Genomic DNA, 14,069 nt, shown 5'->3' with positions numbered 1-14,069 from the left:
AGATGACCTTTGTTTCCATCCTCCTGGCGCTGATCGCCGAGCAGTTCCGGGCCCTGGGCCGCAACAACCCGATTCATGACATCGTCCGCGTGCTGGGCGAACGGGCCGAGCACGCGTTCGACACCGGACGCCGCCGCGATGCCGCGCTGGCGTGGCTCACCGTCGTGCTGCCGCTCACGCTTGCGGCCGTCATCGTCCATTACCTGCTCGCGTCGATCAGCGTGGCACTCACGCTCGCGTGGAACGTGCTGCTGCTGTACCTCACGCTCGGCTTCCGGCAGTTCAGCCACTATTTCACCGATATCCACGAAGCGCTCAACCGCGACGACGTGCTGACCGCGCGCACGCTGCTGGCCGAGTGGACGGGGCTCGAAACCATCGAGATGCCCGTGAGCGAGATCGTGCGCCATACGCTCGAAGCGGCCATCGTCGCCGTGCATCGCCATGTCTTCGGCGTGTTCTTCTGGTTTCTCGTGCCGATCGGCCCGGGCGGCGTGGTGCTCTATCGCGTGGCCGAGTATCTGGGCCGCCAGTGGAACCTGCCGTCCAACGAGCGCAGCCCCGCGCTCGGCCGCTTTGCCGCCCAGGCGTTCTATGTGCTGGACTGGGTCCCGTCCCGGCTGACCGCGATCGGTTTTGCGATCGTCGGCAATTTCGAGGACGCCGTGTACGCCTGGCGCAACCACGCGCGCAAGTGGAACGATGCCGTCAACGGGATCCTGCTTGCGAGCGGGGGCGGGGCGCTTGGCGTCCGGCTCGGCACGCCGCTGGCCGAGGACGACTCGAGCGTGATGCTGCGCACGAGCCTCGCCGGTGTCGATTACGCGCCGGGCATGGAGGATATCGGTCCGGATCCGGTACCGCCCGAGTTCGGCATGGAACCGGGCGTGCGCACGCTGCAGTCGGCCGTGGGGCTGGTCTGGCGCGCGGTGGTGCTGTGGATGCTGCTGCTGGCGATGCTGTCGCTGGCGCTGTGGGTGGGCTAGCGTCGGCGGACTAGACCTCGTTCATCCTGCCGCACCGCCAGCACGCGGCAAACTGGGCTTCATGCCACTCGTCGCAGGCCGCGCAATGCCAGCGCGGCCCGGGCGCGGGATTGGCGGCCGCATTGAGCACGGCCCACGCCTCCTTCTCGCTCGCGCTCTCGTGGATCCACACCTGCGGCGAACTCTCCTGAAACGGAATATCGCCGGCCGCGCCGGCCAGCCACGTGTTGCGCAACTCGGCGTCGATGCCCGCCGCGCGCAGCACGTTGCGGCAGTGCGCGGCATGAACCAGCGACGAGGCTCTCAACAGCAGTTTCACGGTCTTACCAGGGCTTCTGCTGACGCGATTCGTGGAGCAGCTGCGTGTAGAGCTCGTGCCGGCGCGGCGAGATCTCTCCCGCCTCGATGGCCGCCAGCACCCCGCAGCCGGGCTCGTTGATATGGTGGCAATTGTAGAACCGGCATTCGGTCAGGCGCGGCCGGAATTCCGGAAACGCCCGTTCGAGCATGCCTTCGCTCAGATGGTGCAGGCCGAATTCCTGAAACCCGGGCGAATCGATCAGGTAGCCGGGCCGGCCATCGACCGTCGCCCACGCGTCGGGCAAGTGATAGAGCCGCGTGAACGTGGTCGTGTGCTTGCCCGAGTCCAGCTTGGCGGAGATCTCGCGCGTCTGCGCTTCCACGCCCGGAATCAGCAGATTCAGCAGCGAGGATTTGCCCATGCCCGACTGGCCGATCAGGATGCTGGAAACCCCGGCCGTGCGCGGCTGCAATTGCGCCAGCGCGTGGTCGGGCTGCGCGTGCACCGACAGCTCGAGCGTTTCGTAGCCGAGGTCGCGATAGAGCGCGAGCCGCCGCCGCGCGTCCTCGAGCCGGTCCGGCAGGTCGGTCTTGTTGAGGATCACGAGCGGCCGGATCTCGAGCGCTTCGGCCGAGACCAGCGCGCGGCCGAGCAGGTCTTCCGAGAAACTCGGCTCCGTGGCCAGCACGATGATGACCTGATCGATATTGGCCGCGAGCAGCTTCGACTTGAACTGGTCCGAACGGTGCAGCAGGTTGCGGCGCGGATCGACGGCCGCGATCACGCCCTGGTCGGCCGCGGCCCGCTCGATGCGCACATGGTCGCCCACCGCGCAGTCGCTCTTCTTGCCGCGCGGAAATGCATGCAGCCGCTCGCCGCCGGCAAGCTCGACGACGTAGTGCCGGCCATGCGCGGCGATGACGATGGCCGCTTCGGTACTGGAGTTATTGCCGGTGCCCTTGCCGGCGTTGTGGTGGCGCGCGCTACGGGTCATGCGTGCGCCAGCAGCCGGTCGATCCGCTGGGCCGCGGGCGGGTGGGAATAGTAGAACGCGCTATAGAGCGGGTCGGGCGTCAGCGTGGACGCATTGTCCTTGTACAGCTTGACCAGCGCGGACACGAGGTGCCCCGCGTTGGTCTGGCTGGCCGCGAACTCGTCGGCCTCGAACTCGTGGCGGCGCGACGACTGGCTCGCGAGCGGGCCGAGCACGAACGTGAATACCGGCAGCGTGAGGAAGAACAGCACGAGCGCGAGCGCATGGTTGTCGCTGCCGAAGTTCGGCGCGACGCCCAGGCCCATGTAGAACCACGCGCGCGTCGACATCCAGCCGAGCACGCCGAGGAACACGAGCGACAGCACGAACGTGACCAGCATCATCTTGGCGATATGGCGGCGCTTGAAGTGGCCGAGCTCGTGCGCGAGCACCGCCTCGATTTCCTCGCCGTCCAGGCGCGCCAGCAGCGTGTCGAAGAAAACGATGCGCTTGGCGGCGCCAAAGCCCGTGAAATACGCATTGCCGTGCGCGCTGCGGCGGCTGCCGTCCATCACGAACACGCCCTTGCTGGCAAAGCCGCACTTGCGCAGCAGCGCCTCGATGCGCGCGCGCAGGCTGTCGTCGTTCAGCGGCTCGAATTTGTTGAACAGCGGGGCAATGTAGGTCGGGGCGATGACATGCAGCAGCAGGCTGAACCCCACCCATAGCAGCCACGTCCAGGCCCACCAGTAGTCGCCCGTGCGGTCCATCAGCCAGAGCACGGCCAGCAGCAGCGGGGCGCCCAGCACGCACGCGACGGCCGTCATCTTGACGAGGTCCACGAGCCAGAGACCGAACGTCATCTTGTTGAAGCCGAAGCGCTGTTCGATGCCGAATTGCCCGTAGAGCGAAAAGGGCAGATCGACGAGGCCGCCGATCAGGGCGACGCTGGCGATCAGCGCGATGCCGTACGCATAACCGGGCCCGAACGCGCCGAGCCAGAACTCGTTGAGCCATTGCAGCCCGCCGAGCATGGTGAAGCCGATCAGCACCGCGGCGCTGGTCAGCACCTCGAACATCGACAGGCGCGTGCGCGCCACCGTGTAGTCGGCGGCTTTCTGGTGCGCGGCCAGCGCGATGGTATCGGCAAAGCGGGCCGGGACGGCATGGCGGTGCTGCGCGACATGGCGGACCTGCCGGGCGGCGAGCCACAGCTTGGTTGCAACCATGATCACGAGCGCGGCGAGGAAAATCAGGGTGAACGTGGACATCGGCAAGGCCTTTGCGGGGGACGCCCGGCCCGACGCGCAAGTGCGCGGCCGGCCATTTTGGGCAGATATGCGAGAATTATAAGTTGTTCGTACCTTCCAAGCCGTCCCCGACCCCATGACACACGTAGCCAGCACCGCCTCCCCATCCGTCAAGAGCGAAAACAACCTGATCTGGCTGGATATGGAGATGACCGGGCTGCAGCCCGATACCGACCGCATCATCGAGATCGCGGTGGTCGTTACCGATTCCGAACTGAACATCCTGGCCGAGGGCCCGGTGCTCGTGATCCACCAGGAAGATGCCGTCCTCGACGGCATGGACAACTGGAACAAGGGCACCCATGGCCGTTCGGGCCTGATCGACAAGGTCAAGGCTTCCACGCTGACCGAAGCGCAGGCCGAAACGGAACTGCTGGCCTTTCTCAAGCGCTGGGTGCCGGCCAGCAAGTCGCCGATGTGCGGCAACTCGATCTGCCAGGACCGCCGCTTCATGGCGCGCTACATGCCCAAGCTGGAGGCGTTCTTCCACTACCGCAACCTCGACGTGTCCACGCTGAAGGAGCTTTGCAAGCGCTGGGAGCCGGCGATCCACAAGGGCTTCGTCAAGCGCCAGCTCCATACCGCGCTGGCCGACATCCTCGAGTCCGTGGAAGAACTGCGCTACTACCGCACGCACTTCATTCGCTCGTCGGCAGCGGAAGCCGCCGCCAGCGAGACGCCCGCCGCGCCTGCCGCACCCGCGGCCTGAGCTTCACCCGTCCTGTCGCGCGCCGGGCGGCCGGACCGGCCCGGCGCGCGTCGTCGTCATCCCGCACCTCTCCCCCATGTTCACGCGCATCGTCTCGATCATCACCCCAGTCATCCTGATCATCCTGATCGGCTGGATTTACGGACGACGCGCCCATCCGGACATGACGGGCATCAACCGCGCGACGCTCGATGTCATCGCGCCGCTGCTCGTGGTCTCCGCGTTCATCAGCAAGGACTTCGTGCTCGCCGACCAGCTCGTGCTGCTGGCTTGCGCGGTGGCGGTGGTGCTCGGGTCCGGGTTGCTGGCCTATGTGGCCGCGCGGCTGCTCGGCGCGGATCCGCGCACGTTCGTGCCGCCGATGATGTTCAACAACAGCGGCAACATGGGGCTGCCGTTGTCGGTCTTCGCGTTCGGGCCGGCCGGGCTGGCCCCCGCCGTGGCGCTGTTCGCGATGTCCAACCTCATGCATTTCACGATCGGCCTCAAGATCGTCAACCGGCATGCCTCGCTGGCGCAGATCGTGCGCAATCCGATGGTGCTCGCCACGGTGGCGGGCGTCGCGCTGTCGCTGGCCAAGCCGTGGTTCGCGCTGCCCGAGCCGATCTACGAATCGATCAAGCTGCTCGGCGATGCCACGGTGCCGCTGATGCTGTTCGCGCTCGGCGTGCGCATGAAAGACGTGAGCCTGCGCAACTGGGGAATGGGGATGTGGGGCGCCGCGGTCTGCCCGCTCGCCGGTATCGCGGTGGCGCTGCTGCTGGTGGCGCTGGTGCCGATGACCGACCTCCAGCGCGGGCTGCTGTTCGTGTTCGCGGCGCTGCCGCCCGCGGTGCTCAACTTCCTCGTGGCCGACCATTTCCGGCAGGAGCCGGATCAGGTGGCCTCGATCGTGCTGCTCGGCAATATCGCGGCCGTGGTCTTCGTGCCCATCGGGCTCTACCTCGGCCTGCGCTAGGCCTCGGTCGGGGCCCTTATTTCAGCCGGATCGCGTTCTTCGGGCGGAACGCCTTGACGATCGCCTCGTCGCATTCCATATACGGCCCGCCAATCAGGTCGATGCAGTAGGGGATCGCCGCAAACACGCCCTGCACGATGGGTTTGCCATCGGCATCGCGCAATCCTTCCAGCGTTTCCCGGATCGCGCGCGGCTGGCCGGGCAGGTTGACGATCAGCGCCGCGCGGCTCGCGGTCTCGCGGATCACCGCCACCTGCCGGGACAGGATCGCCGTCGGCACGAAATGCAGGCTCACCGCGCGCATCTGCTCGCCAAAACCGGGCATTTCCTTCGTGCCGACCGCCAGCGTGGCCTCGGGCGTCACGTCGCGCCGCGACGGGCCCGTGCCGCCGGTCGTCAGCACGAGGTCGCAGCCGGCCACATCGACCAGTTCGATCAGCGTGCGCGAGATCAGCGCCTGCTCGTCGGGAATCAGCTTCTCCACGGCCTGCCAGGGCGACGTCAGCGCCCGGCCGAGCCATTCGCGCAGCGCGGGGATGCCTTCGTCCTGATAGGTGCCGGCCGAGGCGCGGTCGGAGATCGAGACCAGGCCGACCACGAGCTCGTCGGGATGGCGGCGGCTCACGGGAGACGTGATCGGTGCGCTGCTGGGCTGCGTCATGCGTCGGACTCCGGGGAAGGGGGCTGGGCGGCGGCGGCCGCGTCCCTGGCGGCGTCCTTCTCCTCCAGCGCGGACTTGATGATCTGGAACAGCTCGCGGAACGACTTCGGCGGCTTGGCCATCTGCTGTTCCCGGCGGGCGTTGCGGATGGTGTTGCGCACGGCCTGTACGTCCACGCCGGGGTGCTCGCCGAGGAATTTGGTCAGCGACTCGTCGTCCGTCAGCAGCAGTTCGCGCCAGCGCTCGATCAGGTGCAGGCGGGCGGTTTCGGCCTTGCTGGTGCCCTTGAAACCTTCGAGGGCGCCGCGGATGGCGTCCACCTCGTCGTCTTCGAGGCCACGCATGACCTTGCCGACGAACTGCATCTGGCGCCGCTTGCCTTCGTGGCTGTTGATCTTGCGCGCCGCATGGATGGCGTCGGCCAGGGCCTCGGGCATCGGCACGCGCGCCAGGCGGTCCTTGGGCAGGGCCTCGAGCTCGACGCCCAGGTCCTGGAGCGCCGTCATGTCGCGTTTCTTCTGCGACTTGCTTTTCGGCGTGTCGTCGTCATCCGGCTCGGGGTTGAAGGCACCGAAGCGGGGATTGGAGGGATTGGATCGGCTACGGGTATTTCGCGTCATGGCGCGCATTTTATCTTGCTATGATTGTCGTTTGGACTTTAGCCGATACCCGCCCACATGGACACCTCTGCCGTTTCGCAACAAACCGCGCATTTCACCCACAGCCAGGACCAGCTTCGCGAGATGGCGGCCGACGTGCTGCGTATCGCGCGCGAACTCGGTGCCACCGACGCCGCGACGGAGATTTCCGAGGGTAGCGGGCTGTCCGTCACGGTGCGCAAGGGCCAGGTCGAGACCATCGAGCAGAACCGCGACAAGGTGGTGGGCGTGACCGTGATGATCGGCCAGCGCCGCGGCAATGCGAGCACGTCCGATTTCTCGCCGGCGGCGCTGCGCGCCACGGCCGAGGCCGCCTACAACATCGCGCGTTTCACCGCCGAGGACGATTGCGCGGGCCTCGCCGAGGAAGAGTTGCTTGAGCGTTCGCCGCGCGACCTCGACCTGTTCCATCCGTGGACCGTGACGGCCGAGGGCGCGATCGATATCGCGCGCCGCTCGGAGGCCGCCGCGTTCGCGGTATCGCCGAAGATCCGCAATAGCGACGGCGCGAGCGTATCCGCGCAGCATTCGCAGTTCGTGCTCGCCACCTCGCGCGGCTTCGTGGGCGGCTATCCGTATTCGCGCCATTTCATTTCGTGCGCGCCCATCGCCGGTTCGGGCGGTGGCATGCAGCGTGACGACTGGTATTCGTGCAAGCGTTCGCCGAAGGCGCTCGCGGCACCCGAGGACATCGGCCGCTATGCGGCGGAACGCGCGCTGGCCCGCCTGAATGCGCGCAAGCTTTCCACGCGCAAGTGCCCGGTCCTGTTCGAGGCCCCGCTCGCGGCGGGCCTGCTCGGTGCCTTCGTGCAGGCGGTCTCGGGCGGCGCGCTGTACCGCAAGTCCACGTTCCTGCATGACACGCTGGGCAAGGCCGTGTTCGCGCCGCATATCCAGATCCACGAGCAGCCGCACGTGCCGGGCGCGATGGGCAGCGCCCCGTTCGACGAGGAAGGCGTGCGCACCCATGCGCGCGACGTCGTGCGCGATGGTGTGGTCGAGGGCTATTTCCTGTCGACGTACTCGGCGCGCAAGCTCGGCATGAAGACCACCGGCAACGCCGGCGGCTCGCACAACCTGACGCTGACGAGCAACCTGACGAAGGCCGGCGACGATTTTGCCGCCATGCTGCGCAAGATGGGCACGGGTCTGCTGGTGACGGAACTGATGGGGCAGGGCGTGAACTACGTGACGGGCGATTATTCGCGCGGCGCGTCGGGCTACTGGGTGGAGAACGGCGTGATCCAGTACCCGGTGGAAGAAATCACGATCGCGGGCAGCATGCCCGAGATGTTCAGGCAGATCGTCGGCATCGGCGCGGACGCGCTGGTGCGGGGCACGAAGGAAACGGGCTCGATCCTGATCGAGCAGATGACGATCGCCGGCAATTGATGGCCGATTGCCCCTCGCCCCGCGGGGAGAGGGGCGATCTTGCTTCTCGCCGTTACTCCTCGCCCGAAGGCGGCCGCTCGTACTTCACGAACGCATAATCGAAGCCATTGGCTTCCGAATGATGCGTCTCGCGCGACAACTCGACCCACTTCGCGAGATCGACCGCGGGAAACACCGCGTCGCCCTCGATATCGGCATCGATTTCGGTCACATATAGCCGATCGGCGCTGGGCAGCGCCTCCGCATACAGCTGCGCGCCCCCGATCAGAAACACCTGCTCCACGCCGACGCACAACCGCTGCGCATCCTCGAGCGAGCCGACCACGTCGGCCCCGTCGAGCCGCAGCGCCGCATTGCGGCTCACGACGATATTGCGGCGGCCCGGCAGCGGCCGGCCGATCGAATCCCAGGTCTTGCGCCCCATGATGACGGGCGCCCCCATGGTCGTGCGTTTGAAATAGGCCAGATCCTCTGGCAACCGCCACGGCAGCGTGTTGTCGCGGCCAATGGTGCCGTTGCGCGCGCGCGCAACGATCAACGTCAACAGCGTCATGCGTCCAGCCCCACCGTCAGGTCGTCACGGCCGGCGAACGACAGCCGGCCACGCCATTGCTGACCCGCCTCCAGCGCCACAGGCCCCACCAGCGCGCCGGTCGTCACGATCTCGCCCGCCTCGATCGGCGCGGACAGTCCGGCGGCGATCTCGATCGCGGTCGCCAGCGACACCAGCGGATTGCCCATCACGTTCACCGCGCCACCGGGCAGCACGGTCTCGCCGACCCGCAGCGTGGCCGTGATGCCGGCGAACGTCGCCGGCGTCAGCGGCGGCAACCCGGCCAGCGCGATCGGCTCGCCAAGCAGCAGCGACGCATGCGCGCCGAAGTCGCAGAGGATCGTCGCGGGCGAACCGATCGCCGGATCGACGTGTCCATCGACGACCTCGATCGCCGGTGCCACCCAATCGACGCAGTCGATCAGCGCTTCCAGCGATTGCCCCGCAACGGGCGTGGCCTTGAGCCGGAACGCGAGCTCGAGCTCGATACGCGGCGCATGCAGCGTGGTCCAGGGCACGGCCACGGTGTCGCCCGCGCCGTTCACCACGGTCTGCGCGTAGACATGCGCGACGATCGGCGCATCGATGCCGAGCTTGCCCCACGTCGCGGTATTGGTGCAGCCGATCTTGCGGCCCACGGGCCGCAGCCCGCCGGCCACCAGGCGCTCGTGCAAGGCACGGCCCGCGCGATAGCCATCGGCAATATCGATGCCGCGCAGCAGCGCCGATGTCTCGGCATCCACGGTGCCGCGCGCCGTCTGCGCGCGTTGAAACGCTGCCGCCATGCCGGCCAGCGCGTCCGGCGTCAATGTCTTCTGGGTCATGGTCATACGGCCACCGGCGCCTTGATCGCGGGATGCGATTCGTAGCCGACGAGCTCGAAGTCCTCGTAGCGATAGTCGAAGATGCTGTCCGGCTTGCGCAGGATCTTCAGTCGCGGCAGCGCCATCGGTTCGCGCGACAGCTGCGTGCGTACCTGCTCGAGGTGATTGCTGTACAGGTGGCAGTCGCCGCCCGTCCACACGAAGTCGCCGACGTCGAGGCCCGTCTGCTGCGCGACCATATGCGTCAGCAGCGCGTAGCTCGCGATATTGAACGGCACGCCGAGGAAGATATCGGCGCTGCGCTGGTAGAGCTGGCAGGAGAGCCGGCCGTCGGCCACATAGAACTGGAAGAACGCATGGCAGGGCGGCAGCTTCATCTGCGGAATCTCGCCGACGTTCCAGGCGGAGACGATCAGCCGGCGCGAATCGGGCGTCTTGCGGATCTGCTCGACCACCTGCGCGATCTGGTCGATATGCTCGCCATTGGGGGCGGGCCAGTTACGCCACTGGTAACCGTAGATCGGACCGAGCTCGCCTTGCGGATCGGCCCACTCGTCCCAGATCGAGACGCCGTTGTCCTGCAGGTACTTCACATTGGTGGACCCCTGGAGGAACCACAGCAGCTCGTGAATGATCGACTTCAGGTGCAGCTTCTTGGTGGTGACCACCGGGAAGCCCTCGCGCAGATCGAAGCGCATCTGGTAGCCGAACACCGAGCGGGTGCCTGTCCCAGTGCGGTCGGACTTTTCGGTGCCATGCTCGTAAACATGGCGCATGAAGTCGAGATATTGTTTCATCGGCGCGGAATAAGGGGGGTAAACGAGACGGGGGCCTCAGCGGCCCCCGTCGCACAGCGGATATTCTATCCCGATCAGTGGCCGGTCACGGCCTCACCGCTCTCCGCACGATCGCCCCGGCGCTTCTGTGCCAGGTAGCCGGCACCGAGCACACCGCCGACGAACACGACATACATTGCCCACAGCGCCACCGGATACTGGACGAAGAAGTCCTTGATCAGCGGCTCGTGCGAGACCATCTTGACCGCGGTGAACGCCAGCACGCCGGAGCCGACGTAGATGATCACCGGGAAGCGCGCCATCAGCTTGAGCACGAGGCTCGAACCCCAGACCACGATCGGGATGCTGATCAGCAGGCCCAGCACCACGAGCAGGAAGCTGCCGTGCGCGGCGCCGGCCACGGCCAGCACGTTATCCACGCCCATCACCGCGTCGGCGATGATGATCGTCTTCATCGCGCCGACCAGCGTGCTCGCGCCCGCGCCATGCTCGTCGCCGTTATCGTCGGCCGACAGCAGCTTGTAGGCGATCCAGACCAGCGCCAGGCCGCCAACCAGCAGCAGACCGGGGATCTTGAGCAGCCAGACCACGCCGATGGTCATCGCGGAACGGACGACCACGGCACCGATGGTGCCCCAGATGATGGCTTTTTTCTGCAGGTGCGGCGGGAGATTGCGCGCCGCCAGCGCGATCACGATGGCATTGTCGCCAGCGAGAACGAGGTCGATGACGACGATCGACAGCAGCGCCGTCAGGAACTGCATCGTGAACAGATCGGTGAACCACTCCATGAATTGACACTCCTCAGGTGCGAATAACGCTTGGTTTATCGCCTGGGATCATGGAGAACTGCGGGAGACACACGAGGTGTGGGAGCCGCGCCTTTGCAAACCATGAAACCAGGTTGCAAAGGTCTTGCTCGACGGCTGCCGCGGAATGCGCGTCAGTGTCAGCACAACCGGAGACGGCAGATTTTGGCCGCGTCTCGGAATGACGATTGTGCTAAGGGCATCGGCCCCCAAGCTACTCCCCTTTGAAGGGACGCGATTTTTGTGATCGCGCTGGAGCGGATTATAAGCGAACTTTTTCAGGAAATGTTGCGCCGCATTCGCCCGGATGTGGTGAAAAAAGCACGCATCGAGTTTGTAAGCCGATGCAAACGACTCGGCACGCCTCAGGATATACACCTATGCTTGTGAGATTGGCATCGGCAGGTACGCTTCAGACCACACAGAAGCGGACCCCTTCGCCGCCGCGCCTGCCGGTCAGCGCGGTCTGTTCCAGGGATTCATGTAGTGCCCCATCGACAACAAGGACAATGTCATGCCGGCCTCAACGACACCGCTGAACCCGACACCTTCCCGCACCGCCCCGCATCGCCCGCACAACCACACCGCTCCCCAGGAATCCCACGCGACGAATGGCCACGCCTCCAACGGTCACCAGGGCGGCGCCGTGGTGCCGCTCGGCAACGGCCATGCACATGCGAAGGCGGGTCTTCAGCCACAGTTCGTCCAGCAGTATCGCGAGGACAGCGGCGCGCTCCGCGACGAGATCGTCGCGGGCCTGAACCGGCCGCAGGCGGGCATCAGCCCGAAATTCTTCTACGACGTCCTGGGCTCGCGGCTGTTCGAAGCCATCACCGATCTGCCCGAGTACTACCCCACGCGTACCGAGGCCTCGATCTTCGCGGCGGCGTCGCCGGCCATTGCCGCGCGCGCGGGCAGCGGCTGCGTGCTGATCGACCTCGGCGCCGGCAACTGCGAGAAGGCCGCCCGCATGTTCGGCAGCCTGCAGCCCGCCCAGTACGTGGCCGTGGATATCTCGGTGGAGTTTCTGCGCGATACGCTCACCGGCCTCCAGCAGCAGCATCCGCAGATCCCGATGCTCGGGCTCGGCGCCGATCTGTGCAGTCCCCTCGATCTGCCGTCCAGCGTCCGGCGCGGACGGCGGCTGTTCTTCTACCCGGGCTCGAGCATCGGCAATTTCGCGCCGATGGACGCGCTGGCGCTGCTTCAGCGGCTGCGCGGCGTGGCCGGGCGCGGCGATGGCGTGCTGATCGGCGTGGACCTGCACAAGGACGCGGACACGCTGGTGGCCGCCTATGACGACGCGCTGGGCGTGACCGCCGCGTTCAACCGCAACGTGCTGCGCAATCTCAACCGTATCGTCGGCAGCGACTTTGCGGTGGCCGACTGGCGCCACGAGGCGAGCTTCGATCGCGAGGCCTCGCGCGTGCAGATGCATCTGGCCGCCACGCGCGACGTGCGGGTGCGCTGGCCGGGCGGCGAGCGCGCGTTCGCGGCGGGCGAGCGCATCCATACCGAGGATTCGTACAAGTACCGGCCCGACGATTTCTCGCTGCTGCTGGAGGCCGCGGGCTTCACCGATCCGGTGTGCTGGACCGATCCGCGCGGCTGGTTCGCGGTGTTCCACGCGCGCGGGTGATGCAGCGGAACGCCGTCGCGCAGTAACCTGACCGGCAGGTCGGAAAAGCAGTACGAAAAAGCGGGGCCCGGGGCGCGATGTCATAATTCGCGCAGCCCGGGCTTTCGTGCGTCCGTGCGCGGACGCCATATTCGGCAATCTTTTCACCTTTCTCGGACGGATGCTTCGATGAGCGGCTTCTCCATGCTTCCCGATCTCTTCTTCACTGGCGGCCAGGCGGCCTGGGCCGATGCCCGCCGGCTGCCGCGCGAGGGATTGGCACAGGCACTGGTCGAGGCCCGCAACCGCACGCTTGGCTGGCTCGCCGCTTTCGGCCAGACGCGCCGGGGCTGGCAGGTGGACCGGCAGTACGACTGCAATCCGCCGTTATGGACGCTGGGCCATATCGCGTGGCACGCCGAATGGTGGTGTCTGCGCGGCGTGCACGAGCTCGAGCACGGTGGCCTGCGGCTGCCCGTGGCGCGCGAGCCGTCCCGGCTCGACGGCGCCGACGAATGGTTCGATCCCGAGCGCATCGGTCCCGACGAACGCTGGGAGATCGCGCTGCCGGATGTCGCCGTGGTCAAGCAGTACGCGGCCGATGTGCTCGACGGCCTGCTGCGCCGTATCGCGCTGCTGCCGGACGACAACGACGACACGCTCTATCCCTTCCGCCGCGCGCTGTTCCACGAGGATGCACAGGGCGAGACCATCGCCGCGCTGCTGCAGGCGCTCGATATGGCGCCCGCGGGCCCGGCCACGCCCGCGCCCGCGCTGACGGCCGGCTATGCGGGCACGCTGCATTTTCCCGGTGGGCGCTTCGTGCAGGGATGGAGCGACGCGGACGGGTTTGCCTTGCCCGACGAACTGCCGCCGCAGCAGACGTACGTGCCCGCGTTCGAGATGGATGCGGCGCTCGTCACCAACGCGCACTTCCTGGACTTCGTGGAGGACCGCGGCTACGAGCACCCCGCGTGGTGGTCGGCGGCGGGACGCCAGTGGCTCATGACGCAGGAGCGCTCGGCGCCGCGCTACTGGTCGCGGCACCCCGAGACGCGCGCCTGGATGGTGTCGCGCTTCGGCACGCTGCGCACGCTCAATCCCGACGAGCCCGTGCGTCACGTCACGCTGTACGAGGCGCAGGCCTGGTGCGTGTGGGCCGGGCGTCGGCTGCCGGCCGAGGTCGAGTGGGAACTCGCGGCCACGCAGAACCGCGGGCTGCAGTGGGGCGCGCTGCGCGAGTGGACCGCCACGCCCTACGAACCGTACGCGGGTTTCGAGGCGAGCCCCGTCGATGCCGAGATCGTGGGGCGGTTTGCCACGCATCAGGTCACGCGCGGCGTCTCGTTCGCGAGCGCGCCGCGCCAGCGCCATACGCGCGCGCGCACGGCGCTGCTGCCCGAGGACGACGTGTCGTTCGTGGGCTTCCGCAGCTGCGCGCTGTAAAAGCCGAACGTAAACGACAACGGGCGCCCGATCTCTCGGGCGCCCGTTGTCTGTCCATCGCCCGTGTTACCCA

The 14,069-nt window shown here is 67.0% G+C and carries 15 protein-coding genes; 6 read left to right on the top strand and 9 right to left on the bottom strand.

The window, feature by feature from the left end:
• The first annotated feature begins 2 nt into the window (after positions 1–2).
• The gene (locus FOB72_RS10420; RefSeq protein WP_150372442.1) at positions 3–986 is read left to right on the top strand and encodes a CobD/CbiB family protein; all 984 of its coding nucleotides are present in this window, start codon (positions 3–5) and stop codon (positions 984–986) included.
• 10 nt (positions 987–996) lie between these two features.
• Here FOB72_RS10420 and FOB72_RS10415 read toward each other — a convergent pair whose 3' ends face one another.
• Genes FOB72_RS10415 through FOB72_RS10405 form a run of 3 tightly spaced genes read right to left on the bottom strand, consistent with a single transcriptional unit; the run spans position 997 to position 3,531 of the window.
• Entirely contained in the window at positions 997–1,305 is a 309-nt protein-coding gene (locus FOB72_RS10415) for a putative signal transducing protein (RefSeq protein WP_150372441.1), read from the bottom strand.
• A gap of 4 nt (positions 1,306–1,309) precedes the next feature.
• Positions 1,310–2,281 carry a ribosome small subunit-dependent GTPase A gene (rsgA, locus tag FOB72_RS10410; protein ID WP_150372440.1) on the bottom strand — a complete coding sequence of 324 codons (972 nt, stop codon included), beginning with the start codon at positions 2,279–2,281 and terminating at the stop codon, positions 1,310–1,312.
• Positions 2,278–3,531, bottom strand: a complete 1,254-nt coding sequence (locus FOB72_RS10405; RefSeq protein ID WP_150372439.1) for a M48 family metallopeptidase — start codon at positions 3,529–3,531, stop codon at positions 2,278–2,280. The genes rsgA and FOB72_RS10405 overlap by 4 nt, the downstream gene beginning before the upstream one ends.
• Before the next feature lie 115 nt (positions 3,532–3,646).
• Between FOB72_RS10405 and orn the strand changes: the two genes are divergently transcribed.
• Entirely contained in the window at positions 3,647–4,279 is a 633-nt protein-coding gene (gene orn / locus FOB72_RS10400; RefSeq protein WP_150372438.1) for an oligoribonuclease, read from the top strand.
• A 76-nt stretch (positions 4,280–4,355) separates the two neighbouring features.
• Complete coding sequence (locus FOB72_RS10395) at positions 4,356–5,237, top strand: AEC family transporter (protein WP_150372437.1); 882 nt, start codon at positions 4,356–4,358, stop codon at positions 5,235–5,237.
• A gap of 16 nt (positions 5,238–5,253) precedes the next feature.
• On the opposite strand, the gene mog is transcribed toward FOB72_RS10395, so the two are convergent.
• Together mog and yjgA are read right to left on the bottom strand one after the other, a co-directional pair.
• Positions 5,254–5,898 (bottom strand): molybdopterin adenylyltransferase, encoded by a 645-nt coding sequence (mog, locus tag FOB72_RS10390; RefSeq protein ID WP_150372436.1) that lies wholly within the window; start codon positions 5,896–5,898, stop codon positions 5,254–5,256.
• Positions 5,895–6,518 (bottom strand): ribosome biogenesis factor YjgA, encoded by a 624-nt coding sequence (gene yjgA / locus FOB72_RS10385; RefSeq protein WP_342052913.1) that lies wholly within the window; start codon positions 6,516–6,518, stop codon positions 5,895–5,897. Before yjgA ends, mog begins: the two co-directional genes overlap by 4 nt.
• Before the next feature lie 57 nt (positions 6,519–6,575).
• On the opposite strand from yjgA, the gene pmbA reads away from it, so the two are divergent.
• The gene (gene pmbA / locus FOB72_RS10380; protein ID WP_150372434.1) at positions 6,576–7,949 is read left to right on the top strand and encodes a metalloprotease PmbA; all 1,374 of its coding nucleotides are present in this window, start codon (positions 6,576–6,578) and stop codon (positions 7,947–7,949) included.
• A 52-nt stretch (positions 7,950–8,001) separates the two neighbouring features.
• Here pmbA and FOB72_RS10375 read toward each other — a convergent pair whose 3' ends face one another.
• The 4 genes from FOB72_RS10375 to FOB72_RS10360 all read right to left on the bottom strand — a co-directional run bounded on the left by FOB72_RS10375 (position 8,002) and on the right by FOB72_RS10360 (position 10,914).
• Entirely contained in the window at positions 8,002–8,502 is a 501-nt protein-coding gene (locus tag FOB72_RS10375) for a dihydrofolate reductase (RefSeq protein WP_150372433.1), read from the bottom strand.
• Complete coding sequence (locus tag FOB72_RS10370) at positions 8,499–9,332, bottom strand: 2-keto-4-pentenoate hydratase (protein ID WP_150372432.1); 834 nt, start codon at positions 9,330–9,332, stop codon at positions 8,499–8,501. Before FOB72_RS10370 ends, FOB72_RS10375 begins: the two co-directional genes overlap by 4 nt.
• The gene (locus FOB72_RS10365) at positions 9,329–10,123 is read right to left on the bottom strand and encodes a thymidylate synthase (RefSeq protein WP_150372431.1); all 795 of its coding nucleotides are present in this window, start codon (positions 10,121–10,123) and stop codon (positions 9,329–9,331) included. Before FOB72_RS10365 ends, FOB72_RS10370 begins: the two co-directional genes overlap by 4 nt.
• A gap of 74 nt (positions 10,124–10,197) precedes the next feature.
• Positions 10,198–10,914 carry a TerC family protein gene (locus tag FOB72_RS10360; RefSeq protein WP_150372430.1) on the bottom strand — a complete coding sequence of 239 codons (717 nt, stop codon included), beginning with the start codon at positions 10,912–10,914 and terminating at the stop codon, positions 10,198–10,200.
• Between the two features lie 532 nt (positions 10,915–11,446).
• Between FOB72_RS10360 and egtD the strand changes: the two genes are divergently transcribed.
• Together egtD and FOB72_RS10350 are read left to right on the top strand one after the other, a co-directional pair.
• Entirely contained in the window at positions 11,447–12,571 is a 1,125-nt protein-coding gene (gene egtD, locus FOB72_RS10355; protein WP_150372429.1) for an L-histidine N(alpha)-methyltransferase, read from the top strand.
• A 168-nt stretch (positions 12,572–12,739) separates the two neighbouring features.
• The gene (locus FOB72_RS10350; RefSeq protein WP_150372428.1) at positions 12,740–13,996 is read left to right on the top strand and encodes an SUMF1/EgtB/PvdO family nonheme iron enzyme; all 1,257 of its coding nucleotides are present in this window, start codon (positions 12,740–12,742) and stop codon (positions 13,994–13,996) included.
• Positions 13,997–14,069: the final 73 nt, after the last annotated feature.

It is taken from the genome of Cupriavidus pauculus (assembly GCF_008693385.1).
GTDB classification, from domain to species: domain Bacteria; phylum Pseudomonadota; class Gammaproteobacteria; order Burkholderiales; family Burkholderiaceae; genus Cupriavidus; species Cupriavidus pauculus_D.
Note: the sequence above shows the minus strand (reverse complement) of the source record. Positions and strands in the feature narration are given on the sequence as shown.

What these genes read in the sequence shown, in the direction of transcription:
- yjgA (WP_342052913.1), bottom strand. Translation starts at nt 6,518, where the DNA reads ATGACGCGAAATACCCGTAGCCGATCCAATCCCTCCAATCCCCGCTTC.
- FOB72_RS10350 (WP_150372428.1), top strand. Translation starts at nt 12,740, where the DNA reads ATGAGCGGCTTCTCCATGCTTCCCGATCTCTTCTTCACTGGCGGCCAG.
- pmbA (WP_150372434.1), top strand. Translation starts at nt 6,576, where the DNA reads ATGGACACCTCTGCCGTTTCGCAACAAACCGCGCATTTCACCCACAGC.
- FOB72_RS10375 (WP_150372433.1), bottom strand. Translation starts at nt 8,502, where the DNA reads ATGACGCTGTTGACGTTGATCGTTGCGCGCGCGCGCAACGGCACCATT.
- rsgA (WP_150372440.1), bottom strand. Translation starts at nt 2,281, where the DNA reads ATGACCCGTAGCGCGCGCCACCACAACGCCGGCAAGGGCACCGGCAAT.
- FOB72_RS10395 (WP_150372437.1), top strand. Translation starts at nt 4,356, where the DNA reads ATGTTCACGCGCATCGTCTCGATCATCACCCCAGTCATCCTGATCATC.
- orn (WP_150372438.1), top strand. Translation starts at nt 3,647, where the DNA reads ATGACACACGTAGCCAGCACCGCCTCCCCATCCGTCAAGAGCGAAAAC.
- mog (WP_150372436.1), bottom strand. Translation starts at nt 5,898, where the DNA reads ATGACGCAGCCCAGCAGCGCACCGATCACGTCTCCCGTGAGCCGCCGC.
- FOB72_RS10370 (WP_150372432.1), bottom strand. Translation starts at nt 9,332, where the DNA reads ATGACCATGACCCAGAAGACATTGACGCCGGACGCGCTGGCCGGCATG.
- egtD (WP_150372429.1), top strand. Translation starts at nt 11,447, where the DNA reads ATGCCGGCCTCAACGACACCGCTGAACCCGACACCTTCCCGCACCGCC.
- FOB72_RS10405 (WP_150372439.1), bottom strand. Translation starts at nt 3,531, where the DNA reads ATGTCCACGTTCACCCTGATTTTCCTCGCCGCGCTCGTGATCATGGTT.
- FOB72_RS10420 (WP_150372442.1), top strand. Translation starts at nt 3, where the DNA reads ATGACCTTTGTTTCCATCCTCCTGGCGCTGATCGCCGAGCAGTTCCGG.
- FOB72_RS10365 (WP_150372431.1), bottom strand. Translation starts at nt 10,123, where the DNA reads ATGAAACAATATCTCGACTTCATGCGCCATGTTTACGAGCATGGCACC.
- FOB72_RS10360 (WP_150372430.1), bottom strand. Translation starts at nt 10,914, where the DNA reads ATGGAGTGGTTCACCGATCTGTTCACGATGCAGTTCCTGACGGCGCTG.